Origin of the sequence: Micrococcus sp. EYE_212, from assembly GCF_023147585.1 — a bacterium.
Taxonomy (GTDB): Bacteria; Actinomycetota; Actinomycetes; order Actinomycetales; family Micrococcaceae; genus Micrococcus.
Genome location: NZ_JAHXOZ010000001.1, coordinates 249,703 through 276,495, shown reverse-complemented (window position 1 = coordinate 276,495; position 26,793 = coordinate 249,703). Strand labels below are relative to the sequence as shown.

The 26,793-nt window shown below is 72.3% G+C and carries 27 protein-coding genes and 1 other RNA gene; 17 read left to right on the top strand and 11 right to left on the bottom strand.

What is annotated here, in order from left to right; translation table 11 throughout:
* Window positions 1–17: 17 nt before the first annotated feature.
* The 8 genes from KZX60_RS01295 (at window position 18) to KZX60_RS11925 (ending at window position 4,830) form a co-directional block, all read left to right on the top strand.
* Window positions 18–1,244, top strand: a complete 1,227-nt coding sequence (locus KZX60_RS01295; protein WP_248115220.1) for an ATPase, T2SS/T4P/T4SS family — start codon at window positions 18–20, stop codon at window positions 1,242–1,244.
* Window positions 1,244–2,101, top strand: a complete 858-nt coding sequence (locus tag KZX60_RS01290) for a type II secretion system F family protein (protein WP_248115219.1) — start codon at window positions 1,244–1,246, stop codon at window positions 2,099–2,101. Before KZX60_RS01295 ends, KZX60_RS01290 begins: the two co-directional genes overlap by 1 nt.
* A complete protein-coding gene (locus KZX60_RS01285; RefSeq protein ID WP_248115218.1) occupies window positions 2,098–3,039 on the top strand; it encodes a type II secretion system F family protein in 942 nt (313 codons plus the stop codon). Before KZX60_RS01290 ends, KZX60_RS01285 begins: the two co-directional genes overlap by 4 nt.
* Before the next feature lie 96 nt (window positions 3,040–3,135).
* On the top strand, window positions 3,136–3,345 hold the full coding sequence (locus tag KZX60_RS01280; protein ID WP_248115217.1) for a hypothetical protein: 210 nt from the start codon (window positions 3,136–3,138) through the stop codon (window positions 3,343–3,345).
* A gap of 21 nt (window positions 3,346–3,366) precedes the next feature.
* On the top strand, window positions 3,367–3,777 hold the full coding sequence (locus KZX60_RS01275) for a TadE/TadG family type IV pilus assembly protein (RefSeq protein ID WP_282442484.1): 411 nt from the start codon (window positions 3,367–3,369) through the stop codon (window positions 3,775–3,777).
* Window positions 3,761–4,204 (top strand): hypothetical protein, encoded by a 444-nt coding sequence (locus KZX60_RS01270; RefSeq protein WP_248115215.1) that lies wholly within the window; start codon window positions 3,761–3,763, stop codon window positions 4,202–4,204. Before KZX60_RS01275 ends, KZX60_RS01270 begins: the two co-directional genes overlap by 17 nt.
* Window positions 4,204–4,656: a pilus assembly protein TadG-related protein gene (locus KZX60_RS01265; protein WP_248115214.1), complete on the top strand. Its 453-nt coding sequence runs from the start codon at window positions 4,204–4,206 to the stop codon at window positions 4,654–4,656. Before KZX60_RS01270 ends, KZX60_RS01265 begins: the two co-directional genes overlap by 1 nt.
* Window positions 4,657–4,698: 42 nt before the next feature.
* Window positions 4,699–4,830 (top strand): hypothetical protein, encoded by a 132-nt coding sequence (locus tag KZX60_RS11925; RefSeq protein WP_282442431.1) that lies wholly within the window; start codon window positions 4,699–4,701, stop codon window positions 4,828–4,830.
* Between the two features lie 168 nt (window positions 4,831–4,998).
* On the opposite strand, the gene KZX60_RS01260 is transcribed toward KZX60_RS11925, so the two are convergent.
* The 4 genes from KZX60_RS01260 to KZX60_RS01245 form a co-directional block, all read right to left on the bottom strand.
* Window positions 4,999–6,510, bottom strand: coding sequence for an anion permease (locus KZX60_RS01260; RefSeq protein WP_248115213.1), 1,512 nt, complete (start codon window positions 6,508–6,510; stop codon window positions 4,999–5,001).
* 147 nt (window positions 6,511–6,657) lie between these two features.
* On the bottom strand, window positions 6,658–7,410 hold the full coding sequence (locus KZX60_RS01255; protein WP_248115212.1) for a succinate dehydrogenase/fumarate reductase iron-sulfur subunit: 753 nt from the start codon (window positions 7,408–7,410) through the stop codon (window positions 6,658–6,660).
* Window positions 7,411–7,423: 13 nt separating this feature from the next.
* A complete protein-coding gene (locus KZX60_RS01250; RefSeq protein ID WP_248115211.1) occupies window positions 7,424–9,448 on the bottom strand; it encodes a fumarate reductase/succinate dehydrogenase flavoprotein subunit in 2,025 nt (674 codons plus the stop codon).
* Window positions 9,445–10,200, bottom strand: coding sequence for a succinate dehydrogenase cytochrome b subunit (locus KZX60_RS01245; protein WP_248115210.1), 756 nt, complete (start codon window positions 10,198–10,200; stop codon window positions 9,445–9,447). Before KZX60_RS01245 ends, KZX60_RS01250 begins: the two co-directional genes overlap by 4 nt.
* A 128-nt stretch (window positions 10,201–10,328) precedes the next feature.
* On the opposite strand from KZX60_RS01245, the gene prfB reads away from it, so the two are divergent.
* From prfB to KZX60_RS01210, 7 genes are all read left to right on the top strand, one after another.
* Complete coding sequence (prfB, locus tag KZX60_RS01240; RefSeq protein WP_248115209.1) at window positions 10,329–11,462, top strand: peptide chain release factor 2; 1,134 nt, start codon at window positions 10,329–10,331, stop codon at window positions 11,460–11,462.
* A 203-nt stretch (window positions 11,463–11,665) separates the two neighbouring features.
* A complete protein-coding gene (locus tag KZX60_RS01235) occupies window positions 11,666–12,874 on the top strand; it encodes an acetyl-CoA C-acetyltransferase (protein ID WP_248115208.1) in 1,209 nt (402 codons plus the stop codon).
* Between the two features lie 41 nt (window positions 12,875–12,915).
* Window positions 12,916–13,737, top strand: coding sequence for a CoA transferase subunit A (locus tag KZX60_RS01230; RefSeq protein WP_248115207.1), 822 nt, complete (start codon window positions 12,916–12,918; stop codon window positions 13,735–13,737).
* Window positions 13,734–14,411 carry a CoA transferase subunit B gene (locus KZX60_RS01225; RefSeq protein WP_248115206.1) on the top strand — a complete coding sequence of 226 codons (678 nt, stop codon included), beginning with the start codon at window positions 13,734–13,736 and terminating at the stop codon, window positions 14,409–14,411. Before KZX60_RS01230 ends, KZX60_RS01225 begins: the two co-directional genes overlap by 4 nt.
* A 117-nt stretch (window positions 14,412–14,528) precedes the next feature.
* Window positions 14,529–15,038 carry an SsrA-binding protein SmpB gene (smpB, locus tag KZX60_RS01220; protein ID WP_248115205.1) on the top strand — a complete coding sequence of 170 codons (510 nt, stop codon included), beginning with the start codon at window positions 14,529–14,531 and terminating at the stop codon, window positions 15,036–15,038.
* A gap of 157 nt (window positions 15,039–15,195) precedes the next feature.
* Window positions 15,196–15,566, top strand: a transfer-messenger RNA (tmRNA) gene (ssrA, locus tag KZX60_RS01215).
* A gap of 229 nt (window positions 15,567–15,795) precedes the next feature.
* Window positions 15,796–16,518, top strand: a complete 723-nt coding sequence (locus KZX60_RS01210) for a hypothetical protein (protein WP_248115204.1) — start codon at window positions 15,796–15,798, stop codon at window positions 16,516–16,518.
* Between the two features lie 20 nt (window positions 16,519–16,538).
* Here the strand turns inward: KZX60_RS01210 and KZX60_RS01205 are convergent, their stop codons facing one another.
* The 5 genes from KZX60_RS01205 to aroA all read right to left on the bottom strand — a co-directional run bounded on the left by KZX60_RS01205 (window position 16,539) and on the right by aroA (window position 20,899).
* Window positions 16,539–16,985, bottom strand: a complete 447-nt coding sequence (locus KZX60_RS01205; protein WP_282442430.1) for a CrcB family protein — start codon at window positions 16,983–16,985, stop codon at window positions 16,539–16,541.
* Complete coding sequence (locus tag KZX60_RS01200) at window positions 16,982–17,467, bottom strand: CrcB family protein (RefSeq protein WP_248115203.1); 486 nt, start codon at window positions 17,465–17,467, stop codon at window positions 16,982–16,984. The genes KZX60_RS01205 and KZX60_RS01200 overlap by 4 nt, the downstream gene beginning before the upstream one ends.
* A 77-nt stretch (window positions 17,468–17,544) precedes the next feature.
* Window positions 17,545–18,372, bottom strand: a complete 828-nt coding sequence (gene hisN / locus KZX60_RS01195; RefSeq protein WP_248115202.1) for a histidinol-phosphatase — start codon at window positions 18,370–18,372, stop codon at window positions 17,545–17,547.
* Between the two features lie 20 nt (window positions 18,373–18,392).
* Window positions 18,393–19,490: a GTPase RsgA gene (gene rsgA / locus KZX60_RS01190; protein ID WP_248115201.1), complete on the bottom strand. Its 1,098-nt coding sequence runs from the start codon at window positions 19,488–19,490 to the stop codon at window positions 18,393–18,395.
* Entirely contained in the window at window positions 19,490–20,899 is a 1,410-nt protein-coding gene (gene aroA, locus KZX60_RS01185; protein WP_248115200.1) for a 3-phosphoshikimate 1-carboxyvinyltransferase, read from the bottom strand. Before aroA ends, rsgA begins: the two co-directional genes overlap by 1 nt.
* 221 nt (window positions 20,900–21,120) lie before the next feature.
* Here aroA and KZX60_RS01180 point away from each other — a divergent pair, with 221 nt between their 5' ends.
* Window positions 21,121–21,819 (top strand): sigma-70 family RNA polymerase sigma factor, encoded by a 699-nt coding sequence (locus tag KZX60_RS01180; RefSeq protein WP_248115199.1) that lies wholly within the window; start codon window positions 21,121–21,123, stop codon window positions 21,817–21,819.
* Window positions 21,816–22,091: a mycothiol system anti-sigma-R factor gene (gene rsrA, locus KZX60_RS01175; protein WP_248115198.1), complete on the top strand. Its 276-nt coding sequence runs from the start codon at window positions 21,816–21,818 to the stop codon at window positions 22,089–22,091. Before KZX60_RS01180 ends, rsrA begins: the two co-directional genes overlap by 4 nt.
* Before the next feature lie 227 nt (window positions 22,092–22,318).
* On the opposite strand, the gene KZX60_RS01170 is transcribed toward rsrA, so the two are convergent.
* Together KZX60_RS01170 and KZX60_RS01165 are read right to left on the bottom strand one after the other, a co-directional pair.
* Window positions 22,319–22,924, bottom strand: a complete 606-nt coding sequence (locus KZX60_RS01170; protein WP_248115197.1) for a GDSL-type esterase/lipase family protein — start codon at window positions 22,922–22,924, stop codon at window positions 22,319–22,321.
* Between the two features lie 22 nt (window positions 22,925–22,946).
* Window positions 22,947–26,738 carry a multifunctional oxoglutarate decarboxylase/oxoglutarate dehydrogenase thiamine pyrophosphate-binding subunit/dihydrolipoyllysine-residue succinyltransferase subunit gene (locus KZX60_RS01165; protein ID WP_248115196.1) on the bottom strand — a complete coding sequence of 1,264 codons (3,792 nt, stop codon included), beginning with the start codon at window positions 26,736–26,738 and terminating at the stop codon, window positions 22,947–22,949.
* Window positions 26,739–26,793 lie beyond the last annotated feature (55 nt).

Below are 26,793 nucleotides of genomic sequence, written 5' to 3'. Positions count from 1 at the left end.
CGGGCACAGGAGGATGCATGGATGCCGTGCGCATACTCGAGGACGAGGTCAGAGAAGTCGTCCGTCGTCAGGGTGTCGATCCGCAACGGGAGGGCGAACGCGTCCGGCTGCTGATCCACGAGGCGGTCTCGGACTACGAGTCCCGCTCGCTGGTGAGCTCCCTGCCGCCGCTGGACGATGCCGGCCAGGCGAGACAGGACCTCTATGACTGCATCGCCGGTCTCGGACCCCTCCAGCGGCTGATGGACGACCCCGGAGTGGAGGAGATCTGGCTGAACGCCCCCGACCAGGTCTACTGCGCCCGCGCCGGACGCTCGGAGCTGACCGGCCTCGTCCTCACCGAGGAAGAGGTCCGGGATCTCGTCGAGGTGATGCTGAAGACGACCGGGAGGCGACTGGACCTCTCGATGCCGTTCGTGGACGCCTCGTTGCCCGACGGCTCGCGCCTGCATGTGGCCATCCCGGACATCACTCGGCGGCACTGGGCCGTCAACATCCGCAAGTTCATCAGCCGAACGAGACGTCTGGACGACCTCGTTCGCTCCGGCTCGCTCTCTGCCTCCGCGGCGCGCTTCCTCGACGCCGCCGTGGACGCGGGCATGAACGTCCTCGTCTCGGGGGCCACCCAGGCGGGCAAGACGACGCTGCTGAACTGCCTGGCGGCCTCCATCGGGCCGAGGGAGCGCGTCATCACCGTGGAGGAGATCTTCGAGCTGCAGATCCCGGTGCGCGACGTCGTGGGGCTGCAGTGCCGCCAGCCCAACCTGGAGGGCCATGGCGAGATCCCGCTTCGTCGCCTTGTGAAGGAGGCCCTGCGCATGCGGCCGGACCGCCTGATCGTGGGCGAGGTCCGCGAGGCTGAGGCGCTCGACATGCTCGTCGCCTTGAACTCGGGTCTGGCGGGCATGTGCACGATCCATGCCAACTCGGCCTCCGACGCCCTCACCAAGCTGTGCACCCTGCCCCTGCTCGCCGGGGAGAACATCTCCCGCAGCTTCGTGGTCCCGACCGTGGCCACCTGCATCGACCTGGTGGTCCACTGCGAGCGGGATCGCGAGGGCCGCCGGCGGGTCCGGGAGATCCTCAGCGTCGGGTCCCGCGTGGAGGAAGGGGTCATCGAGACGTCGATCCTGTTCCGCCGGGACCGCGAGGGCGACCTCGAGGTGAATCCGGCGGCCAGTCTCGAGTTCGAGGCGTTAGACCGGCACGGGGTCGACGTGCACGAGCTCCTGGAGCTGCGCTGATGGCCGTGGTGTGCGGTCTGGCACTGGGTGTGGGCCTCTTCCTCGTGTGGTGGTCGGTGTGGGCGGAGCCCGCCTCCGGCACGCCTCGCGTGAGCTCCGATTCGCGGCTGCGCGTGCTGATCGCCCAGTCCGGTGTCTCCGGGCTGTCCCCGGCCGGCGTGGTGTCCGCGATGACGGCGGGAGCGCTGATCGCCGCCCTGCTCGTCTTCGCCGTGACCCGGGCATGGACCATCGCGGCGTGCTTCGGCCTGTTCGGCGGCGCCGTGCCCTGGCTCCTCCTGACCTGGCAGGCCCGGCGCAGGAGCATCGCCCTGCGGGAGCTCTGGCCGGACGCGATCGACCATGCCCGGTCCGCCATCCGGGCCGGCCTGACCCTCCCGGAAGCCCTCATCCAGCTGGGTGACTCCGGCCCCGAGGGGCTGCGCGAACCCTTCTTGGCGTTCGCCCGGGACTACCGTTCGGGTGCTCGGTTCCTCGACGCCCTCGAGAGGCTGAAGGTGCGCATGGCGGACCCCGTGGCAGACCGGCTCGTCGTCTCGCTGCGCCTGACCCGGGAGGTCGGTGGCGCAGACATCGGCGTGCTGTTGCAGACCCTCTCCGAGTTCCTGCGGCAGGACGCACGTATCCGGGCTGAGCTGGAGGCACGGCAGTCCTGGACGGTGAACGCGGCCCGCCTGGCCGTCTGCGCGCCGTGGATCGTGCTCGTCCTGCTCGGGACCCAGCCCATGGCCGTTGCCGCCTACCAGTCGGTGACCGGCGGAGTCGTGCTCCTCATCGGCCTCGTCGTCTCCGTGGTCTGCTACCAGGTCATGCTGCGCATCGGGGCGCTGCCACGTGAGAGAAGGGTGCTGGCGTGAGCGTTCTTCTCGTCTGGGGCGGCGTCCTGGGGCTGACACTCGGGACCGGGCTCTGGCTCATCGTCGCCACCCAGCCGCTGGGGTGGCGTCCGAGTCTGGTGGAGCGCGTGGCCCCGCAGCTGCGCCACCACACCCCTGCCTCGCGCCTGCTGCAGGAGGAGGGTGCGGCCACCTCGCCGTGGGGTGCCTGGGGTCGGATCCTCGATCCCGTCATGGGTACGGTGATGGGCCGGCTGCAGCGCTTCATTCCGGCGGGGGAAGCGCTTGCCCACAAGCTCGAGGCGGCAGGATCCGAGCTGACACCGGCCGACTACCGGGCGCAGCAGGTCCTGTGCACCTGCGCAGGCGCGGCCCTGGCGACCGTCGTCGCCGTCCTGCTGGCGGCGTCCGGCCGGATTCCGGCGCTCTCGGGGCTCGCCTTCGTGGTCGTGGGTGCGCTGGCTGGTCACCTGCTGCGGGACCAACTCCTCTCCGTGCAGATCACCCGTCGCCGCACCGCCATCCTCACGGAGTTCCCCTCCGTGGCGGAGCTGTTCGCACTCTCCGTCGGTGCGGGAGAGAGCGCGGCGGGGGCTCTGGAGCGGATCGCGACCAGTGCACGAGGCGAGTTGGCCGGCGAGTTCGAACGGGCGCTCGCGGACATGCGTGCGGGCGCCTCCCTCGCCGCGGCCCTGAAGGCCACCGCTCGCCGAGTCCAGCTGCCGCCCATCGAGCGCTTCATCGGGGGTGTCCTCATCGCCCTCGACCGCGGCACTCCGCTGGCCGACGTCCTGCGTGCCCAGGCCCAGGACGTCCGCGAGATGGGCCGCCGTGAGCTCATGGAGGCCGCAGGCCGCAAAGAGATCCAGATGATGGTGCCGCTCGTCTTCGGCATCCTGCCGCTCACCGTCATCTTCGCCGTCTTCCCGGGCATCTCGCTGATGCGTCTGGGCTTCTGAAGACCCACAACTGAATAGCCCCCACCCGCCAGCCATCCGCCCAGACGACCCCATCGCACCGCACCGGGCCATGCCCGCCATCCCGAGGAGGGAACCATGAACCACCACCACGCCTTCGCCGCCCTGGTCACCGCACTGCAGAGCTTCATCCCCACCGACGTCCGTGACGACCGCGGCGACGTGCCGGGCTGGGTCATGATCACCCTGATGTCCGCCGTCCTGGTGGCGGGCCTCCTGCTGATCGCCGGCCCTGCTCTGCAGGACCTGTTCAACCAGGCCATCGACAAGGTGTCCACGGGCGCCTGACCCATGTCGCAGTCCCACTGGATGCCCCCTGTGGCGGCTCCCGGGCTCCGGCCGGGGAGCCGCCGGCAGGACGAGACGGGTGCCGCCGTCGCTGAGTCGTCGATGGTGTTGGCGTTGGTCGTCCTGCTCTTCGCCGCACTCCTGCAGGCCGGCATCGTCATCCACACCCGGAACGTGATGATCGACGCCGCGTCGGCGGGGGCCCGCTATGGGGCGCTCGCGGACCGCCACCCCGGGGACGGTGTGGAACGGGCGCGGGAAGTCCTGGCGGCGAGTGCTCCCGGTCAGTCGGGTGCGGCCATCACGGCGGAGACGACGAGCCAGGGAGGCGTTCCCATCGTCCGCGTCACCGTCTCGAGCTCGCTGCCCGGAGTCGGATTCCTCCCGGGACCCGTTCCACTCACGGTGAGCGGCCATGCGTACCGGCACTGAGACGCAGAACGACGTCGGGGAGCGCGGTTCTGCGACGGTCGAATTCCTCATGCTCTCCGTGGTCCTGCTCATCCCCGTGGTGTATCTGATGATCTACGTGTCCCAGATCCAGGCCGCCGCCTTCGCGTCGGTCGCCGCGGCGGACCAGGCCGCGAGGGTCCTCGTCGCCAGCGCGGAGGAGGTCTCCGTCGGGCAGGCCGCCTCCACCATCCAGCTCACCCTCGCCGACTACGGCGTCTCCTCCGACCTCGCCGACGTGTCCGTGCGGTGCAGCGTCGGCGGCTGCGGAACCCGTGAGCCCGCCGAGGTGGTCGAGGTCAGCGTGGCCGTCGAGGTCCCCGTGCCGTTCGCACCGGCGTCCTGGTCCGCTTCGCTCAGCCCCGTGAGCGTCGGCTCCGAGGCTCGGCAGATGGTGCCGAGGTTCTGATGCGTGCCCGGACTCGACTCGTTGACGACCGCGGCCAGACCACCGTCCTCACCGTCGGACTGTGCGCCGTGCTGATCGCCCTCATGCTCGTCATGCTGGCCGTCACCACGGTGGCCATCCAGGCGAGGCGGCTGCAGTCCCTCGCGGACGGGGCCGCGCTCGCCGGTGCCGAGGAGCTGGGCTTCCGCCTGGACGAGAACCCCACGGTGGTCCTGTCCGACGACGACGTCGCCGCGTCCGCCGGCGCATACCTCTCGGCCGTGGGCGGGCAGGAGAGCGTGCCCGGCCTCGCAGGCATGGAGGCCGGGGTGGCCGGGGACGGCGCGACCGTGATCGTCCGCCTCGAGGCGCAGGTGAGCCTGCTGCCCGCTGGAGGGTGGTTCACCGGGGTCGTCCCCGCAACGGTCCCCGTGCAGGCGGAGGGCAGCTCCCGGACGGCCCTCACCCGGTGATTCCGGCCGGGTCCTTCCGAGGGGTACCACGGTGGTGCCACGGTGGTCTTCCTCGACCTCGACGGCGCATGGATCGAGGCACCGGACGACGGCGCCGACGACCTCGTGGTCGGCGTGGCGGCCGGGCAGCGGGCGTTCGCGGAGATCGCCCAGGCCCTCGAGCGGTGGCGCTGAGATCGGGCGCATCATCGGCGCGGTCATGATGCTTCGCTGGTGGGCGCGGGAGGAATCGTACGCCGCGGGAGGAACCGGACACGGTGCGGGAGGAACCGGACACGGCAACGCCCCCGCGTCGAGGAGGACTCCCGAGGCGGGGGCGCGCTGCTCATTCCCGAGCGGACCTCACCACATGCCGAGGACCTTCATCCAGGCGCCGCCCACCACGGTCCAGATGACGATGTTCACGAGGCTCGCCAGGAAGCCCACTCGGAACCACTCGTTGGTGGGCACGTAGCCGGAGCCGTACACCACGCCCGCGGGGCCGGAGGAGTAGTGGGCCAGGCCGCCGAAGAGGTTGCCGATGAAGCCGAAGGCGAGGGCAGCGAAGACCGGCGGGGTGCCGGCGGCCACCGCGGCGGTCAGGAACACGGCGTACATCGCCACGATCTGCGCCGTGTTGGACGCGAACAGGTAGTGCACGTAGAAGTACACGAGGGCCAGCAACGCGAAGGCCACGTACCACGGCAGGCCGCCGACCGCGCCGGAGACGGAGCGGCCGATCCAGTCGATCACGCCCAGCTCGTTCAGGTGTGTCGCCATGCCCACGAGCACGCCGAAAAAGACGAGCGTGGACCACGCGCCGCCGTTGGCGGCCATGTCCTTCCAGGTGAGCACCTTGGTGACGAGCAGGGCGGCGACGCCCACGAACGCCACTGCGGTGGCGTTGAGGTCCAGCAGAGAGCCGAGGACCCACATCAGCAGCAGCGCGACGAACGTGCCCGCCATGATCACTTCGCCGCGGCTCATGGGGCCGGCCTGGTGCAGCTGCTCGCGGGCGCGTCCAGGGGCATCCGGGGTCTTCGTCAGCTCCGGCGGGTAGATCTTGGTCATCGCCCACGGCATCACGGCGAGCGCCACGAGGCCCGGCACGCTCGCGGCCAGCGCCCACGAGCCCCACGTGATCTGTACGCCGTTGTCCGCCGCGAACTTGGCGGCCAGCGGGTTGCCGGCCATGGCGGTGAGGAACATGGCCGAGGTGATCGTGTTCACCTGCACCGCGGTCATCGAGAGGTAGGCGCCGAGCCGGCGCCGGGACTCCGGCGTGTCCGGGGTGGAGCCCTGCACGCGGGCCAGGGAGGAGATGATCGGGAAGACGACGCCGCCAGCGCGCGCCGTGTTGGACGGCGTCGCCGGGGCGAGGATCAGGTCCGTGACGGCCATGCCGTAGCTCAGGCCCAGGCTGGACTTGCCCAGCTTGGTGACGAACCACAGCGCGATGCGCCGGCCCAGGCCCGTGAGCAGGAAGCCGTCGGCGATGAAGAACGCCGCCACGATCAGCCACACGGCGCTGTTGCCGAAGCCCGTGAGCGCCTCCTTGCCGGAGTCCATGGTGCCCGTGATCATGGCCGCCGCCAGCCCCACCAGGGCGACGGACGCCGTCGGGAGCGGCTGGAGGATGAGCGCCAGGATGGTGCCGAGGAAGATGCCGGCCATGTGCATGCCGCGCGGGTCCACGCCCTCGGGCGGCGGAATCAGCCACACGGCCACGGTCACCAGCAGGATCGCCAGGACCTTCAGGATCATCCCCGTGGACGACGGCGGCGCCGCCGCGGGAGGCGCTGTTCCGGCGCTCGCGCCCTTCTCGGTGACAGAGCCGTTCGGGGCGGCGGCGGACGGGGAAACGGAAGAAGCCATGCGGCTCATCCCCTCACGGAGTTGACGCGGATGTGCGGGTTCTGACACGGACGAATCTACTCTCGGCGGGGATCTCCGAGGCGCTCCCGGCACCCGGTGAGACCAGGCTCACCGGGTGCCGGGTGCCGGGTGCGGGCGCTCGGCCGGTCAGTCGTCGCGGCCGCCGCGCAGCCGCGCGCGCACGGCCTCCCGGTTCACCGCGCTGATGGCGGAGAGCGGGATGCCGGCCGGGCACACCTGGGCGCACTCGCCGTACACGGAGCAGGGGCCGAACTCGGCGTCCGCCGTCGCGGTGATGCTCAGCGCGCGGCGGCCGCGCTCCGGCTGGCCCTGGGGGAGCGTGGCGAGGTGCTCCAGCAGCGATCCGGTGAAGAGGTGCGAGGACCCGTTGGGACAGGCCGCCACGCACGCGCCGCACTGGATGCACGCCGCGAAGTCGAGCGCCTTCTCGGCGGTGCGGAAGGGGATCTGGCGCGCGTCCGCGTCCGGCGCGGTGCCGACGTCGACTCCCACGAAGCCGCCCGAGGCCACCACGCGGTCCAGGGCCCCGCGGTCCACCACCAGGTCGCGCTGCACCGGGAAGGCGTCGGACCGGAACGGCTCGAGGCGGATGCGGTCGCCGTCCCGGTAGGAGCGCAGGTGCTGGCGGCAGGACGGCGTGTTGGCCACGGGCCCGTGCGGGCGCTCGTCCACGGTGATGCCGCACGCGCCGCAGATGCCCTCGCGGCAGTCCGAGTCGAACGCCACCGGTTCGAGGCCCTCCTCCACGAGCTGCTCGTTGAGGCGGTCCAGCAGTTCGAGCAGGGACATCTCCTCGGTGGCGTCCTCCACCACGTACGTCTCGAAGCGTCCCTCGGCGGCGGGGGAGTCCTGCCGCCAGATCTCCAGGGTCAGTCTCATGGTGCGTCCGTCCTCACCGGTAGTCGCGGGTCTGCAGCTTCACCGTGGTGAAGTCGAGGGGTTCGATGTGACGCACCGGCTCGCCGGGGTGCACGTCGTCGTCGCCGGGCACGTGCTCCCAGGCGGAGACGAAGCGCCAGGCGTCGTCGTCGCGCAGTGCCTCGCCCTCGGGGGTCTGGTGCTCCTCGCGGAAGTGGGCGCCGCAGGACTCCTCGCGGTCCAGGGCGTCCCGGCACATGAGCTCGCCCATGTCCAGGAAGTCGGCCACGCGCCCGGCGCGCTCGAGCTCCTGGTTGAGCTGCTCGCCCGTGCCGGGCACGCGCAGGTCGGTCCAGAACTGCTCGCGCAGCGCGCGGATCCGCCGCAGTGCCTCGGCCAGGCCCGCAGCCGTGCGGCTCACGCCGCAGCCTTCGTAGAGGATCTCGCCGAGCTCGGCGTGGAAGTGGTCCGCGGAGTGCGTGCCGCGGATCTCCAGCAGGCGCCGGGTCCGGTCCTGCACCCCCGCGACGGCGTCGCGCACCGCGGGCGCGTCCGCGTCCAGGAGCGGCTCGTGGAGGTGGTCCGCGAGGAAGTTCGGCACGGCGTAGGGGAGGGTGAACCAGCCGTCCACGCACGCCGAGAGCAGGGAGTTCGCGCCGAGGCGGTTGGCCCCGTGATAGGCCCAGCCGGCCTCGCCGCCCACGAACAGGCCGGGGACGGACGTCATCAGGTCGTAGTCGCTCCAGAGCCCGCCCATCGCGAAGTGGGCGCCGGGAGCGATGCGCATGGGCACGGTGTACGGGTCCTCGCCGGTGGCGTCGCGGTACATCTCGAACAGGTTGCCGTAGCGCTCCTGGATGGTCTCCACGCCCAGACGCTCGAGCGCATCCCGGAAGTCGAGGTACACGCTGTTCCTCAGGGGGCCCACGCCGTGGCCGGCGATGATCTGCTCGCGCGCGGCGCGGGAGGAGATGTCGCGCGGGGCGAGGTTGCCGTAGGCCGGGTACTTGCGCTCGAGGTAGTAGTCGCGCTCGCCCTCGGGGATCTCGTTCGCCGGGCGGTCGTCCCCGGCGCGGGCGGGCACCCAGATGCGGCCGTCGTTGCGCAGGGACTCGCTCATGAGCGTGGTCTTGGACTGCCAGCGCGAGCTCACCGGCAGCGCGGTGGGGTGGAACTGGATGAAGGACGGCGAGGCGAACAGTGCTCCGCGCCGGTGTGCGCGCCAGGCGGCCGTCACGTTCGAGTTCTTGGCGAGCGTGGACTGGCGGAACACGCTCCCGTAGCCGCCCGTGGCCAGCACCACGGCGTGGGCGGTCTGCGCCTCGACCTCGCCCGTGAGCAGGTTGCGGACGACGACGCCCCGCGCCCGGCCGTCCTCCACGATCAGGTCGAGCATCTCGCGGCGCGTGCGCAGCTCCACCGTCCCGGCGGCCACCTGGCGCAGGAGGGCCTTGGTGGCGGAGACCTCCATCTGCTGGCCGGTCTGCCCACGGGTGTAGTACGTGCGGGAGACCTGCACGCCGCCGAAGGAGCGCGTGCGCAGCTGACCGCCGTACTCGCGGGCGAAGGGCGCACCGAGGGCGTCGGCATGGTCGATCACCCGGACGGACTCCTCGGCCAGGCGGAAGCAGTCGGCCTCGCGGGCGCGGAAGTCACCGCCCTTGACGGTGTCCTTCACGAAGCGCCCGAGCGAGTCGTTGTCCACCTTGCGGCCGCGCGCGGCGTTGATGCCGCCCTGTGCGGCCACGGAGTGGGCTCGACGCGGGGAGTCGTGGATCGTGTAGTTCACCACGTGGTAGCCCAGCTCGCCGAGCGCCGCGGCGCAGCCGGCCCCGGCCAGGCCGGTGCCCACCACGACCACGGTGAACCTGCGGCGGTTCAGCGGGCTGACCAGCTTGTACTCGAGCTTGCGCCGGGTCCAGGCGGTGGCCGGGTCGCCCTCGGGGGCGCGGCCGTCGAGGACGAGGGGGGCGGCGGGGGCAACGGTGGGCGGGGCCTCGGGTCGGGTGGCCTCCCGCGAGGAGAGGTCGACGGTGTGGTCGGCGGCGCGGCTGCTCATGCGAGGGCTCCCGTCAGGACGGCGAGGGGGATGGTGATGTTGCCGATCGCGATCACGAGGCCGAGCACCAGGGCGATCAGCTTCAGGACGCCCCAGAAGCGGGGGCCGCCGGCGATGCCGAGGTCCGCCACCATGGCCACGATCCCATGGATGAGGTGCGCCGCGAGGGCCAGCATGGCCAGGATGTAGACGAGCGAGGCGGGCCAGCGGCTGAAGCTGGCGATCACGTTGGCATAGGCGCTGCTCGCTTCGGGCGTCGCGGCCTGGAACGCGTCGGGCGCCGCGGGCCGGGCCCCCAGCGTCAGGTCGAGCACGTGGAAGACCAGGAAGAGGAGCAGCACGACGCCCGTGGTGGGCATCGCGCGCGTCAGCCACGAGCCGGGCCGGATCCTTCGCCGCGGGTGCGGGCCCCGAGCGCGCCGGGCCCGGATCACGATCAGCGCGGCGGCCCACACGTGGCCGATGAGGCACAGGAGGAGGAACGCCCGCAGGATCCAGAGCAGGCCCTCGTGGGGGAGGACGGGCTCGAACGCGGCGCGCAGCCAATGGGCGTAGGCGTTGAAGTGCTCGGCGCCCTGGTAGACCTTCAGGTTGCCGATCATGTGCACGAACACGAACGCGGTGAAGACGGCACCCGTGAGGGCCATGACCACCTTCAGCAGGGCGTTCGAGGGGCCGTGGCGGACCGGGGTCGCGCGGACCCCGGGGCCCTTCGGCGCAGCGGCGGGACGGCGGACGGTGGACTGTGCCATGGCGACTCCCGGCGGTTCGGTGACTGCCCTGTGAGTCTATGCCCGCTGACCTGGGCGGGATCGTCCGTGACCGGGCCGCCGACGTCGCCCCACCCCCGCCCCACCCCGCGCGGTAGACTCGCCCCACCATGGCTGACACTGACTTCTCCGCAGAGATCGACGCTCTGCGCCACACCCTCGCCTCCATCGAGCAGGTCTCGGATGTCGAGCGCATCAAGGCGGACATCGATACCCTCGAGGCGCAGGCCTCCGCGCCCGACCTCTGGGACGACCCCGAGGCGGCCCAGAAGGTCACCTCGAAGCTCTCCCACCGGCAGGCGGATCTGAAGCGCATCACCTCGCTCGCGGACCGCATCGGGGACCTGGAGAGCCTCGTGGAGCTGGCCACCGAGGAGGGCGAGCCGGACCTGCTGGTGGAGGCGGACGAGGAGCTCGTCGGCATCCGCAAGACCCTCGATGAGCTCGAGGTCGTCACGTTGCTCAGCGGCGAGTACGACCAGCGCGACGCCGTGATCACCATCCGCGCCGGCGCCGGCGGCGTGGACGCCGCCGACTTCGCCGAGACCCTCATGCGCATGTACCTGCGCTGGGCCGAGCAGAAGGGCTGGTCCACCAAGGTCATGGACACCGCTTATGCGGAGGAGGCGGGCCTGAAGTCCGTGACCTTCGAGGTCAACGCGCCCTTCGCGTTCGGCACCCTCTCCGTGGAGGCCGGCACGCACCGCCTGGTGCGCATCAGCCCCTTCGACAACCAGGGCCGCCGCCAGACCTCCTTCGCCGCCGTCGAGGTCGTGCCGCTCATCGAGTCGGACGACTCCATCGAGATCCCCGAGTCCGAGATCAAGGTGGACGTGTTCCGCTCCTCGGGCCCCGGTGGCCAGTCCGTGAACACCACGGACTCCGCTGTGCGCATGACGCACATCCCCACGGGCATCGTCGTCTCCATGCAGAACGAGAAGTCGCAGATCCAGAACCGCGCCGCCGCCCTGCGCGTCCTCCAGTCCCGCCTGCTCCTGCAGCGCAAGGCCGAGGAGAACGCGAAGAAGAAGGAGATGGCCGGCGACGTGAAGGCGTCCTGGGGCGACCAGATGCGCTCCTACGTGCTGAACCCGTACCAGATGGTCAAGGATCTGCGCACGGGCCACGAGGAGGGCAACCCCGCCTCCGTGTTCGACGGTCAGATCACCGACTTCATCGACGCCGGCATCCGCTGGCGCGCCGAGCAGGCCCAGATCGCCCGCGACGAGGCCGAGCAGGCCTGATCCCTCCCGGGGCGCCCCGCCCCCGGGTCCCGACGCCGGCCCGCACCTTCCGCAGCGAAGGTGCGGGCCGGCGTCGTCGTGGGGGAGCCGATGCCGGACGCGGCTGGCCCGAACGTGACCTGCGCCATACACTGGCGGTGATCTCAGTTCATTGCCATTCACTGAGCCCGCGACGCCGGGCCCGCCCCCGCTGGAGGATCCTGATGACCACCGAGCACCCCGCCCCGCAGCCCGCCGACGCCGTGATCGTGGGCGGCGCCCGCACCCCGTTCACCCGCCTGCTCGGCGGCCAGGCCTCCTTGACCGCCATGGACCTCGGCGCCCACGCGATCAGGCACGCGCTCGAGCGGGCCGGCGTCGGCGCGGACGAGGTGGACACCGTCATCATGGGCCAGGTCGTCCAGGCGGGGCAGGGGCAGAACCCCGCGCGCCAGTCCTCGCTCGCCGCGGGCCTGCCGTGGACGGTCCCCGCCATGACCGTCAACAAGGTCTGCCTCTCCGGCCTCACCGCGATCATCGACGCCGCACGCCTCATCCGCCTCGGCGACGCCGACGTCGTGGTGGCCGGCGGCCAGGAGTCCATGACCAACGCCCCGCACCTGCTGCCCAAGGCGCGCGCCGGCTACAAGTACGGCGAGGTCACCGTGCTCGACTCCGTGGCCTACGACGGCCTCACGGACGCCCTGACCAAGGAGGCCATGGGCGAGCTGACCGAGTCCGGCAACGGCGAGCGAGGCCTCGACCGGGCGGCCCAGGACGAGATCGCGGCCGGGTCCCACCAGCGTGCCGCCGCCGCGCAGGCCGACGGCGTCTTCGAGGGCGAGATCGCCCCGATCGAGATCCCGCAGCGCAAGGGCGAGCCGGTGGTGGTCTCCGCGGACGAGGGCGTCCGCGCCGACACCACCGCCGAGACTCTGGCGAAGCTCCGCCCCGCCTTCGCGAAGGAGGGCACCATCACCGCCGGCAACGCGTCGCCGCTCTCGGACGGCGCCGCCGCCGTCGTCGTGACCTCCCGCGCCTACGCCGAGGAGCACGGCCTGACGATCCTCGCCACCATCGGGGCCCCCGGCCAGACCGCGGGCCCGAAGGACTCCCAGCTGCACTCCCAGCCCTCGGACGCGATCTCCGCGGCCCTGGCCAAGCAGGGCTGGGAGGCCTCCGACCTCGACTTCATCGAGATCAACGAGGCGTTCGCCGCGGTGTCCCTGCAGTCGCTCAAGGACCTGGACTACTCCGCCGAGCAGTGCAACATCCACGGCGGCGCGATCGCCCTGGGTCACCCCATCGGCGCCTCCGGCGCCCGCCTGGCCCTGCACGCCGCCCTCGAGCTGGACCGCCGCGGCTCCGGCCGCACCGCCGTGGCCCTGTGCGGCGGCGGCGGTCAGGGCGAGGCCCTCATCCTGTTCCGCTGACGCGGCACCGCCACGACCCGTCCCGCCCACGAAGGAGTCCCATGGCCCTCGACAAGACCGTCGCCACCCCGGCCGAGGCGGTGGCGGACATCCCGTCCGGCGCCTCGCTCGCCGTCGGCGGGTTCGGCCTCTCCGGCAACCCCATCCAGCTCGTCGAGGCCCTGCTCGAGCAGGGCGCCGACGACCTCTCCGTCGTCTCGAACAACTGCGGCGTCGACGGCTGGGGGCTGGGGGTCCTGCTCTCGGCGCAGCGCATCCGCAAGATGACCAGCTCGTACGTGGGGGAGAACAAGGAGTTCGCCCGCCAGTACCTCGAGGGCGAGCTTGAGGTGGAGCTCGTGCCGCAGGGCACCCTCGCGGAGAAGCTGCGCGCCGGCGGCTCCGGCATCCCGGCGTTCTACACCCGCTCGGGCGTGGGCACGCAGGTCGCCGAGGGCGGCCTGCCCATGCGCTACGACGCCGAGGGGAACGTGGTGAAGGCCTCGGAGGCCAAGCCGACGGGCACGTTCGTGCTGGGGGAGCAGTACGTCAGCGTCGACCCGGCCGAGCGCCAGGTCTACGTGCTCGAGGAGTCCATCGTCACGGACATCGCGCTCGTGCACGCGAAGAAGGGGGACCGGCACGGCAACCTCGTCTTCAACAAGGCCGCCCGCCAGTTCTCCGTGCCCGCCGCGATGGCCGGGCGCGTGTGCATCGCACAGGTGGAGGAGCTCGTCGAGCCCGGGGAGATCGACCCGGACGAGGTCCACCTGCCGGGAGTGTTCGTGCACCGGATCGTGGAGGTCGGCACGGACATCGAGAAGCCGATCGAGAAGCGCACCGTGCGTCAGGCCCCGGGCGAGGCCCAGGAGGAGACCCGATGACCGAGCAGACCGCCCCGGCCCAGCAGCCCGCCCCCCAGGGCCTCACCCGGGACCAGATGGCCGCCCGCGCCGCCCAGGAGCTCCCGGACGGCGCCTACGTGAACCTCGGCATCGGCATGCCCACGCTCATCCCGAACCACCTCCCCGAGGGTCGCACCGTGGTGCTGCAGTCGGAGAACGGGATCCTCGGCGTCGGCCCGTACCCGGACGAGGCCCACGTGGACCCGGACCTCATCAACGCCGGCAAGGAGACCGTCACGGTGAGCCCGGGCGCGTCCTTCTTCGACTCCGCGATGAGCTTCGGCATGATCCGCGGCGGCAAGATCGACGTCGCCGTGCTGGGCGGCATGGAGGTCTCCGCGGCCGGCGACCTGGCCAACTGGATGGTGCCCGGCAAGATGGTCAAGGGCATGGGCGGCGCGATGGACCTCGTCCACGGCGCCGGCCGCGTGATCGTCATGATGGACCACGTCGCCAAGGACGGCACGCCCAAGATCGTCGCGCAGTGCTCGCTGCCGCTGACCGGCCGGGCGGTCGTGGACCGCATCATCACCGACCTCGCGGTGATCGACGTCGTCGGCACCCCGGAGCAGCCCGAGCTCACGCTCGTGGAGACCGCTCCCGGCGTGACCGAGGAGCAGGTGCGCGCCCTCACGGGGGCGCCGCTGTCCTGACGCAGGGCTGCTACGCCCCCAGCGGAGCAACCGGCCCGCCCGCCGCCGCGGGCGGGCCGTCCCGTAGACTGGGTGACCCTGTGTCACGCGCGCATCGCAAGCGGAAGGAGCCCGGCCATGGGAAAGAACGCGAAGGGCAAGGCCGCCAAGCAGCCGGCGCCCGGCGAGCGCATGGTGATCGCCTCCAACCGCAAGGCCCGGCACGACTACACCATCCTCGACACCTACGAGGCCGGCTTGGTCCTGACCGGCACAGAGGTGAAGTCGCTGCGCGAGGGCAAGGCGTCCCTGGTGGACGGGTTCGCCGTGTTCTACCGGGACGAGCTGTTCCTGGAGCAGGTGTACATCCCCGAGTACCTCAACGGCTCGTGGACCAACCACGCCGCCCGCCGGCGCCGCAAGCTCCTCCTGCACCGTGCGGAGCTGATCAAGATCAGCCGTGAGATCCAGGAGTCGGGCCTGACCATCGTGCCGCTGCAGCTGTACTTCCTGGACGGCCGGGTCAAGGTGGAGATCGGGATCGCGCGCGGCAACCGGGAGTACGACAAGCGCCACGTGCTGCGCGAGAAGCAGGACGCCCGCGAGGCGCAGCGCGCCATGCGGGCCCGCAACCGCCGCGCGGCCTGAGCGGAGGCGGCCGGCACCCGGACGGCCGGCACTCGGGCGCGCGCGGGGCCCCCTTGCGGGAATGATCCCCGCCCGTGGTACGTTGTCCATCTCGCAGGCCCGTTCAGGCGGGTTCGCGCGAGTGGTGATTGACAACCTCATAGAGGAGTCGCCCCCAGGGGCCGATCGGTTTCGACGGTGTGTGTCGAGTCGGGGGAAGCGGGCCGAGGATGCAGAGTCATCTCGTCAACGCTCTCTGCAAACCAATAAGTGCCACTTCTAAGCGCACTGACTTCGCTCTCGCTGCCTGATCAGTGACCGAGTCCGTCATCCCGGGATCGCTGTCGTCCCGGATCATGGCGTCAGCTAGATAGCCACTGGGCGTCACCCTCGCCGGGGGTCGTGATGCCGACATCAATCCGGCTGGGCCCGGGTTGTCCGCCCGTCTGCGGGACGGACAGGGCCGAGCAACACCCATAGCAGACTGCGCCCGGAGAAGACCTGGCAACACCACATCGGACGCGGGTTCAATTCCCGCCGGCTCCACTCACCACCACGGGAAGGCCCCGGAATCGTCACGATTCCGGGGCCTTCCTCGTGTCCGCGCCCGGTGTGCGGCGACCCGTGCCCGGACCGCAGAATGGCCGTCAGACGAGAGGGGACGGGGATGCACCTCGATGTATGAGCGGCGACGACGGGTGTCGAGGCCGCTCGGAACCCGTCCGGCGGTCCTCACCAGACGTCGCCGGAGCAGTCTGCGCGCCTGATCGTGCGCGCGATGCGTCGGAGCGAGCGCGAGCGGGCCTTCGGGACGGGCGACGTCGACGAGGCCGCCCAGGCACTGGCGCACGAGCGGCGGCGCACCGGCCTGTCCCGGGAGCAGCGGCGGCGCGAGTTCGAGGAAGCCCGCGCCGCGGGCATCGGCACGGGTACCGTTGCGGGGGCGGCCCAGGTGGTCGGCCGGCTGGCACTGGTGATGATGTACGTCTGTCTGTTCGGTGCCCTGGGCGGGATCCTCGTCGTCGTCGGCCTGGACGCGATCACGGGGACGGACCTGATGGACGCGGCGATGAGGTCCGTCCCGGGGCTTCCCCAGCAGCTGCCTTCGATGGTGGTCGTCTACCCGTTCGTGTGCGCCGCGCTCCACGATGCCGCCCAGACGGTGCGTCGGTACGCGCTGCGGCGCCGCTACTTCGCCTGGGCCTGCGGCCGTGAGGGCCAGATCGCGAGGGGGACGTCAGCGCTGCCGGCCCCCGAGCTCCGCGGGGCGGCCGTGACGGCCCTGCCCGCCAGAGTCCTGGGCCCCACCTCGGTGGTCATCGGCCTGGCCATCGGCGGGGTCATCGCCCTGCAGGGGGATGTGGGCGACGGCCTGATCACGTTCCTCGCCTTCGCTGCGGGCGCCCTGATCCTCTCCGTGGTCGCCGGCCTGCAGCGGTGGCGACTGCGCCGCATCATGCTCCTCCACGACGCCCTCGCGGGGCGAGCGAGACGGGCCTAGCGGGCGCGCCCGCCCGCCCCTCAGCCGGCCAGGACCGCGCGCAGGCCCAGGCCGGCGCCCCAGCCGACGACGACGGCCACCAGCCCCAGCCCCAGCTGCGCGGCCCACAGGCGAGCGGCCGCGCCCCATCGACGGGCGAGCACGGCGTCGGCGGCCTCAGCGGCCACTGTGGACCACGTCCCCAGGGCGAGGCAGAACCCGGACACCACGGCGGACACCGCCGCGACGAGTATGAACCCCTGGCCGTCGCCCCAGCCCCCGGACGCGTACACCAGCTCCGGCACGGCCAGGCCGACGGTGACGCCGAGGAGCAGGGCCGCCGTCGTGTTGGCGGTGAGCAGACCCCGGGGGCCGAGCCGGTCCGTCAGGCGCCGGCGCGCCAGGGCGCCGAGCGCCCCGCCCGCCGCGAGGCAGGCCAGGAGGGCCACCTGGAAGAGAAGGAAGACCTCGTATCCCGCGCCGCTCATGCGTCCTCCTCCGAACGATCCGTCCCGACCACGCGCGACGCCGGGGCGCCCCCGGTGCGCAGGCCGAGCACGGCCGCCGCCGTCGAGAGTGCAGCCATCAGCGCGAGCACCAGCAGCACCGACGTCGCCGCGGCGAGGACACCACCCGCCCCGGACGCCGCGGCGCCCAGCCGCACCGGCCACAGCATCAGGGCGACGGCGCTGGAGATGGTGGTGAACGCACCGAGGAAGCCGGTTCCCAGCCCCGCCACCAGGCGTGGACGCCAGTCCGGCCCGCGGCGTCGCGAGGCCGCCCACAGCAGGCCGAGCAGGAACGAACCGAGCACGTTCACCACGAACAGCGGCAGGGCCTGGACGAGCACGTCGACCGCCCCGAACGCGGCACCGAACGTGCCGCGGAAGTTCGGCGCCCCGGCCAGCGCGGTCACCGCGTTCATCACCCCCGCGCCGCACAGCACGCCCGCGGCACCGCCGAGGGCCACCGCACCCGCAGTGCCGGGCCGGCGATCTGCCCCGCGCCCGCCCCCCCGGTCGGCCGTCGTCTCCCCCCGCGCGGCCATCAGGCGCCGTCGTCGTCGGCCAGGCGCAGCCGCGCCAGGACCTCGTCATGCAGCAGCCCGTTGGTCACGAGCGCGTTGCCGCCGAAGGGACCGTCCTCGCCCTCGAGGGAGGTGAAGCGGCCGCCGGCCTCGCGCACGATCGGCACGAGCGCGGCCATGTCGTGCAGCGCGAGCTCGGGCTCGGCCGCGATGTCCACCGCACCCTCGGCCACGAGCATGTAGGACCAGAAGTCGCCGAAGCCGCGCACGCGCCACACGTCCGAGGTCAGCTGGAGGAACTCGCGGATGGACCCGCGCTCGCGCCAGCCCTCGAGGGAGGAGAAGGAGAGCGAGGCGTCGGAGAGCCGGTCCACGGAGGAGGCGTGGATGCGCTCGGAGCGCATGAGCGAGGTGCCCGTGAAGGCGCCCTGCCCGGAGGCGGCCCACCAGCGGCGGTGCAGCGCGGGGGCGGACACGACGCCGACCACCGGCTCGCCGTCCACCAGCAGGGAGATCAGGGTGGCCCACACGGGCACGCCGCGCACGAAGTTCTTCGTGCCGTCGATCGGGTCCACGACCCACTGGCGCCCGACCCGGCTGAAGCGGCCGCCGAACTCCTCGCCGAGCACGGTGTCCCGCGCACGGGCCTTCGCCAGGGTGGCGCGGATGGACTCCTCGGCGGCGCGGTCCGCGTCCGAGACGGGGGTGAGGTCCGGCTTGGTGCTGACCTGGAGGTCCTGGGCCTTGAAGCGGGCCATGGTGATCGAGTCCACGTTGTCGGCCAGCATGTGGGCCAGGCGCAGGTCCTCCGTGAGGTCCCGCCCGTTCGTCTGTCCGGTGCTCTCCATGGGTGCCACGCTATACCGCCTCAGTCCTCGGAGGAGGCGGAGGTCTCGCCCTCGGCCGTGGACCGGTTGCCGAGCAGGCGCCGCAGCGAGGCCAGCCGCGCCGGACCCGCCGCGCCCGCGTGTCCGGCGGCGACCCACGGGTCGAGGCCGCAGCCGGGGGAGTCCGCGCCGTGCGTGCACCCGCGGGAACAGTCCTCGAGGCCGCCGGCGAGGTCGCCGAACGCCTCCACCACGCGGTCCGGGTCCACCCAGCCGAGGCCGAACGAGCGGATGCCGGGGGTGTCCACCACCCACGTGTCGGGCAGGGGGGCGCCGTCGGCGTCGGTGAGGGGGAGGGCCAGCGCGGAGGAGGAGGTGTGCCGGCCCCGGCCCGTGACCGCGTTGACGTGCCCCGTGGCGCGCGTGGCGCCGGTGAGGGCGTTGAGCAGCGTGGACTTGCCCACGCCGGACGGGCCCACGAACGCGGCGACGTGGCCCTCGAGCCGCTGGGCCACGCGGTCCACGAGGCTCCCGTCCAGCTCGGTGTCCCCGGTCTCCGCCTCGAAGGTCGAGGCGCCGGAGGTCATGACCTCGAGGTCGAGGGACTCGTAGTGCGCCACGAGCTCGGCCGGGTCCCGCAGGTCCGTCTTGGTGATGAGCAGGACGGGGTGGATGCCGGCGTCGTAGCAGGCCACGAGGGCGCGGTCGATGAAGCCGGTGCGCGGCTCCGGATTGGCCGCGGCCACCATGATCATCAGGGTGTCGGCGTTGGCCACCACCACGCGCTCCACCTCGTCCGAGTCGTCGGCTGAGCGGCGCAGCACCGTACCCCGGTCCTCCACGCGCACCACGCGGGCCAGCGTGCCGTCGTCGCCGGAGAGGTCCCCCACGACGGCGACCCGGTCGCCGGTGGCGATCGGGGTGCGCCGCAGCTCGCGGGCGCGCATCGCGGTGATCCGCTCGTCGAGGCGGTCCGGGAGCACCACGGTGTACCGGCCGCGGTCGACCGTCGTCACCATGCCGGTCTGCGCGTCCTCGTGCGCGGGCCGCTCCTTCGTGCGCGGTCGAGTGCCGCGCTTGGAGGGACGCTCGCGGATGTCCGCCTCGTCCCACGCCGTGGGGTCCAGCCGCCGTCCCATCAGGCCTCCTCCCCGCCCACGAGCGCCGCCCACAGGGCGGGGAAGCCCGGCATGGTCTTCGCGGTGGTGGCCACGTCGTGCACGCGCGTGCCCGGCACCCGCAGCCCGATGACGGCGGCGAACGTCGCCATCCGGTGGTCGTGGTAGGTCTCGGCGAGCGCAGGCCTCAGGGGCCCCGACGCGTCCAGGCCGGGGAAGCCCAGCTCGTCCGCGCCCTCCTCGACCTCGACGCCGAAGCGGGCGGCCTCCGCGGCGAGGGCCGCGAGCCGGTCCGTCTCGTGCCCGCGCAGATGGGCGATTCCCGTCAGGCGCGTCGGGCCCTCCGCCAGCAGCGCCAGCGCCGCGACCGTCGGCGCCAGCTCGGCGGTGTCCGGGACCTCGCCGGCCCCGGTCACGCGCGGCGCCCCGTCCTCTCCGACGCCGCCGGTGACCGTGAGCGCGCACTGCGAGCGGTCCTCGCTCCCGACCTCGAAGGCCACGTCGGCCCCGAACGCGGGGAGGATGCAGCGCCAGCGGTCGCCGAGCTGCGTGGTGCCCGTGGGCCAGTCGGGCACCGTCACGGTCCCCCCGGTCACGACGGCGGCGGCCAGGAACGGGCCCGCGTTCGACAGGTCCGGCTCGACGACGGCGGTGAAGCCCGCCAGCGGACCGGGGTGTACGCGCCACACCCCCGCGGCGGGGATGTCCACGCGGACGCCGCGCTCGCGCAGCACGGCCACGGTCATGGAGACGTGCTCCGGGCTGGGCACGCGGGAGCCCGTGTGCCGGACGGTCAGACCGCTCGGGCGGCGCACGGCGGAGAGCAGGAGGCCGGAGAGGAACTGCGAGGACCCGGCGGCGTCCACGGCGACCTCCTCCGGGGCGGCGGCCGCGGCCGTCGTGTCCAGCACCAGCGGGAGCCGGCCCGGCTCCCCGGCCTCGGTCACGCCCACGCCGAGCTGGCGCAGGCCGTCCACGAGCGGGCCCATGGGCCGCTCGCGGGCGCCCGGGTCCCCGTCGAGGACGACGCGTCCGGGGCGCAGCGCGGCCACCGCCGGGAGGAAGCGCATGACCGTTCCGGCCAGGCCGCAGTCCACGTGCACCTCGCCCGCGAGGGGCTCGCCCACGGGCAGGGGGTGCACGAGCAGGACGCCGTCGTCGCCGTCCTCGAAGCGCGCGCCGAGCGCCGTCAGCGCCGCGCGCATGAGGCGGGTGTCCCGGGAGTCCAGCGCGCCGCGCAGCTCCGAGGGCCCGTCCGCGATCGCCGCGAGCACGAGCAGGCGGTTCGTGAGGGACTTGGACCCCGGCAGGCGCACCGTCCCGACCACGGGCCCGGCGGTGGTCGGCGCCGGCCACGGGTCCGGCACGGACGGGGTGGAGGAGGGCGCGCCCGACGGCGCGGAGGGGCGGGGCGGCGTGGGTTCGGTCACCGGCCCAGCCTACCGAGGCGCGCGGGGAACGAGGCGGGGGAATAGGCGTCGCCTCGGGCGCGCTGTACCCGGGCAGCAGAGGCCGGTGCGGGAGAGACCCCGCCGGCACCGCCCGAGCCGGGGAGGAGGCCGCACCCGTGAGCACCGCACTGCTGGCCGCGCCCGCCTCGGCCACACCGACGCCGTCGGCGCCGCGGCCGTCCCCCGTAGACTGGGCGGCGATGAGCACTGAAGACAGCGCGCGCCAGATCGCCCGGCCCGCCGACGCCCCGGAGCACGACCTCGCGAACATCGACGTCGCCGCCGAGTCCGACCCCGAGCGCCGCGCCCGCTTCGAGCGAGACGCCCTCGAGTTCGTGGACCAGCTGTACTCGGCCGCGATGCGCATGACGCGCAATCCGCAGGACGCCGAGGACCTGGTGCAGGAGGCCTACACGAAGGCGTACTCCTCGTTCCACCAGTACCGGCCCGGCACGAACCTCAAGGCCTGGCTCTACCGCATCCTCACCAACACGTACATCAACCTGTACCGGAAGCGGCAGCGCCAGCCCCTCGAGGCGGACACGGACACGGTGGAGGACTGGCAGATGGCCCGCGCGGCCGAGCACACCTCCACGGGGCTGCGCTCCGCGGAGACCGAGGCGCTCGACCACCTGCCGGACTCGGAGGTCAAGGCGGCGCTGCAGGCCATCCCCGAGGAGTTCCGCCTCGCCGTGTACTTCGCCGATGTGGAGGGCTTCGCCTACAAGGAGATCGCCGAGATCCTCGACGTGCCCATCGGCACGGTGATGTCCCGTCTCCACCGCGGGCGCAAGCAGCTGCGGGAGCGCCTCACGGACTACGCCGCCGAGCGCGGGATGGGTCCCAAGGGCCGCGGGGCGGACACCGAGGCGACGAGCACGAAGGAGGCCACGCGATGACCCAGGACGACGGCGGCCGCGAGTGCCGCGAGGCGGTCGAGCGCCGCATGGAGCAGCTGTACCGCTACCTCGACGGCGCCCTGACGCCGGAGGACTTCGAGCAGGTGCGCGCCCACGTGGACGAGTGCCCCGACTGCCACCGTCAGCAGGAGCTGGAGCTGCTGATCCGCACGGCCGTGCGTCGGTCCTGCCAGGAGAAGGCGCCCGCGCAGCTGCGCGCCACCATCATGACTCGCATCACCCAGGTGACCACCACGCACCACCGGGGCTGACGGCGCAGCCCGCCCCCGATGCACGAGAAGGGCCGACCCCGTGGGGGTCGGCCCTTCTCGTGCGATGCGGCTGAGCGATGCTCAGGCGTTGGGGCGCTTGCCGTGGTTGGCGCCGCCCTTCTTGCGATCGCGACGCTTGCGTCCACGCTTGCTCATGGGGGTCTCCTCTCCGATGAAGCGGGCTTCGGTCAGTGGTCCATTCTGTCACACCGCGGGAGCGGTGCGCGTCAGGCGGTGGGCTCCGGGACGCCCAGCCACTGGTACCACCCGCGGTGCAGCACGAGCCACGCGATCAGCCCGTGCCCGGCCTGGCCCGGCAGGCCCTGGCCGGACGCCAGGTCCGAGCGCCACTGCTCGTGGCCCACGAGCGGCGTGAACGCGTCCACGTACACGTGGCGACGGCGGTCGGCCACGTCCAGGTACGCCGCGTTCAGCTCGGCGAGCCGCGCGTTGCGCTCCTCGTCGAGCGAGGGGGTGGGGCCGACCACGAGCACGGGGATGTCCCGCTGGGAGGCGGTGTCCAGCACGTTCGCGAGGTTGAGGCGCGAACGGGCCGAGGACGAGGCCTCGATGTCCAGGTCGGCGTCCGAGAGGGCCACCACGAGGCGGTTCTCCGTGGTGGCGGAGAACCGCCGCGAGGCCTCGCCCCACCAGCGCTCGTTGAGCTGCTCCGTGGTCTCATGCGGCACCGCGAGGACGTAGTTCTCGAGGGTCACGTCCTGGGCGGACGTGCGGGCCAGCACGCGACCCCACCACCCGATGGCGCGGGCATCCCCCGCGCCGGCGAGGATGTGGTCGCCGACGGCGGCGATCCGGATCTGGCGAGACTGCACGGGTGTGTCCTTTCGCGCCGGCTCAGCGGCCGAACGAGGTGTCCAGGAGGGTCTGCAGCTCGGTGTCGTGCCGGCCCTTCGTGCCCGCCGAGGTGGAGGCGGAGGCCGGGCGGGAGACGAGGCGCACCTCGCGGCCCAGCTGAGGCACCAGGTTGAGGGCCATGAAGGGCCACGGGCCCTGGTTGGCCGGCTCGTCCTGCACCCAGATGACCTCGGCGTCGCCGTAGGCGGCGAGCTGCTCGCGGATCTCCTCGAGGGGCAGCGGGTAGAGCTGCTCCACGCGGACGATCGCGGTCGTCTCGTCGCCGGACTTCTCGCGGCGGGCCAGGAGGTCGTAGTACAGCCGGCCGGAGACCAGGAGCACGCGCGTGACCTTCTTCGCGTCCACCCCGGCGTCCGGGATGACCGGCTGGAAGCGGCCCTGCGTGAAGTCCTCCACCGAGTTGGCCGCCGCCTTGAGACGCAGCAGCTGCTTGGGCGTGAACACGATCAGCGGCTTGCGCGGGCGGGCGTAGGCCTGCTCGCGCAGCAGGTGGAAGTGGCTCGCGCCGTTCGAGGGGTTCACCACGCGCATGTTGTCCTCGGCGCACATCTGCAGGAAGCGCTCGATGCGGGCGGAGGAGTGGTCCGGCCCCTGGCCTTCGTAGCCGTGGGGGAGCAGGAGCACCACGGAGGAGCTCTGCGACCACTTCTGCTCGGCCGAGGAGATGAACTCGTCGATCACGGTCTGCGCGCCGTTGAGGAAGTCGCCGAACTGCGCCTCCCACAGCACCAGGGCGTCGGAGCGCTCCACCGAGTAGCCGTACTCGAAGCCGAGGGCGGCGTACTCGGAGAGCAGCGAGTTGTAGACCCAGAACTTCGCCTGGTCCGGCGAGAGGTTCTTCAGCGGCGTCCACTCCTCGTCCGTGACGCGGTCGTGGAACACCGAGTGGCGCTGCGTGAAGGTGCCGCGCTGCGAGTCCTGGCCCGCGAGGCGCACCGGCACGCCCTCCATCAGGAGGGAGCCGAACGCCGCGAGCTCCGCGAAGCCCCAGTCGATCCCGCCGTCCACGGCCATCTTGGCGCGGCGCTCCAGCAGGGTCGAGAGCTTCGGGTGGACGGTGAAGTCCTCCGGGGTCGCCAGGTGCGCCTCGCCGATGGCCCGCAGGGTCTCCGGGGAGATGGCCGTCTTGGCCGGGGCCTGGGGAGCGCGGTCGCGGTCGCTCGCGGGCTCGATGCCGCCGGTGCCCGAGGTGTCGGCGTTGGACTCGTGGGTCTCCGCGAACACGCGCTCGAGCTGCTGCTGGTAGTCCCGCAGCGCGGTGTCCGCCTCCTCCTGCGTGATGTCGCCGCGGCCCACGAGGGACTCGACGTACAGCTTGCGGGTGGAGCGCTTCTGCTCGATCAGGTTGTACATGCGCGGCTGCGTCATCGACGGGTCGTCGCCCTCGTTGTGGCCGCGGCGGCGGTAGCACACGAGGTCGATGACGACGTCCTTGTTGAAGCGCTGGCGGTACTCGAACGCCAGCTGGGCCACGCGCATCACGGACTCCGGCTCGTCGCCGTTCACGTGGAGGATCGGCGCCTGGATGCTCTTGGCCACGTCCGTGGCGTACACGGAGGAGCGGGCCTGGGAGGGCGGCGTCGTGAAGCCCACCTGGTTGTTGACGATGACGTGCACGGTGCCGCCGGTGCGGTAGCCGGGCAGCTGGGAGAGGTTGAGCACCTCGGTCACCACGCCCTGGCCGGCGAAGGCCGCGTCGCCGTGCACCAGGATCGGCAGCACGCTGAAGGAGTCCGGGTGCTCCGAGCCGAGGTCGAGGCGGTCCTGCTTCGCGCGGACGATGCCCTCCAGGACCGGGTCCACGGCCTCCAGGTGCGAGGGGTTGGCGGCGAGGTACACGCGGGTGCTGTTGCCGGCGTCGGACACGAAGGTGCCCTCCGTGCCCATGTGGTACTTCACGTCGCCGGAGCCGGAGGCGCCGTTCGGCGTGGCGCCCTCGAACTCTCGGAACACCTGGCCGTAGGTCTTGCCGGCGATGTTGGTGAGCACGTTCAGACGGCCGCGATGGGCCATGCCGATCGCCACCTCGTCCATGCCCGCGTCCGCGGCGTCGCCCAGGATGTGGTCCAGGAGGGGGATGAGGGACTCGCCGCCCTCGAGGGAGAAGCGCTTCTGGCCGATGTACTTGGTCTGCAGGAACGTCTCGAAGGCCTCGGCCGCGTTCAGGCGGCCGAGGATGCGCAGCTGCTCCTCGCGGGTCGGCTTGTTGTACGGGCGCTCGAGCTGGTCCTGGAACCAGGCGCGCTCGGCCGGGTTCTGGATGTGCATGTACTCGACGCCGATGGTGCGGCAGTACGCGTCCCGCAGCACGCCGAGGATGGCGCGGAGGGGCAGCGTGGACTGCCCTCCGAAGCCGCCCGTGGGCCACGGGCGGTCCAGGTCCCACAGGGTGAGGCCGTGCTCGCGGACGTCCAGGTCCGGGTGGGTGCGCATCGTGTACTCGAGCGGGTCCACGTTGGCCAGGAGGTGGCCGCGGTCCCGGTACGCGTGGATGAGCTGCTGCACGCGGGCGACCTTGCCGACCTGCTCGTCCGGGTTGACCTGGACGTCCTGGGCCCAGCGGACGGGCTCGTAGGGGATCCGCAGGGACTGGAAGACCTCGTCGTAGAAGCCGTCCTCGCCGAGCAGGTAGCCGTGGATGATCTTGAGGAACTCGCCCGAGCCGGCGCCCTGGATCACGCGGTGGTCGTACGTGGAGGTCAGCGTGATGGTGCGGGAGATCGCCAGGTCGTTGAGGGTGCTCTCCGCGGCGCCCTGGAAGGCGGCCGGGTAGGTGAGGGCACCGACGCCGATGATGGCGGCCTGGCCCTTGGAGAGGCGGGGCACGGAGTGCACCGTGCCGATGCCGCCGGGGTTGGTCAGCGAGACCGTGGTGCCGACGTAGTCGTCCATGGTCAGCTTGTTCTTGCGGGCGCGCTGGACCAGGTCGTCGTAGGCCTGCCAGAAGCCGCGGAAGTCCAGGGTCTCGGCGGCCTTCACGTTGGGGACCACGAGCGCGCGCGTGCCGTCCGGCTTGGGCAGGTCGATGGCCAGGCCGAAGTTCACGTGAGCGGGCTCCACCATGGTGGGCTTGCCGTCGCGCTCCTCGTAGAGCACGTTCATGGCGGGCATCTCGTTCAGCGCGCGCACGATCGCGTAGCCGATGAGGTGCGTGAAGGAGACCTTGCCGCCGCGGGTGCGGGCCAGGTGGCTGTTGATCATGGCGCGGTTGTCCATGAGCAGCTTGGCGGGCACGTCGCGCACCGTGGTGGCGGTGGGCATGGAGAGGGAGGCGTCCATGTTGGAGGCCACGGCCTTGGCCATGCCCTTGAGCACGGTGGCCTTCTCCTCCTTCGTGGAGGCGCCCGCGGTGGGCTTGTCCTTGGCGGGCTCGGAGGGCACGGCCTGGGCGGCGGCCTTCTTGGCGCCGGTCTTGGCGGGCGCGGTCTTCGGCTGGGCGGTGGCGGGGGCGGCCGTCGCGGTCGCGGACGCGGCGCGGGTGTCCCCGCCGGTGCGGACCGGGGTGGCGTTCGCCGACGGCGCGGTGGCGGACTGCGGGCCGACGCCCTCGGCCGAGGCGGCCTTCGCGGGGGACGCCTTCGCGGGGGCGGGCTTCGATGGCGTGGCGGAGGCCGCCTGCTGCGGGGCGCTCGCCTCGAGGCGAGCGAAGATCTGTGCCCACTGACGATCCACGGAGCCCTCGTCGGCGCGGTACTTCCGGTAGATCTCGGCCACGAGCTTCTCGTTCCCGGGGAACTCCTGCGCGAGCCGATCAGACGTGAGTTCTGGCACTGTGCAACGCCTCTTCCTGAGCCTTGTGATGCGATGGTCCGACGGGGACCGCCCA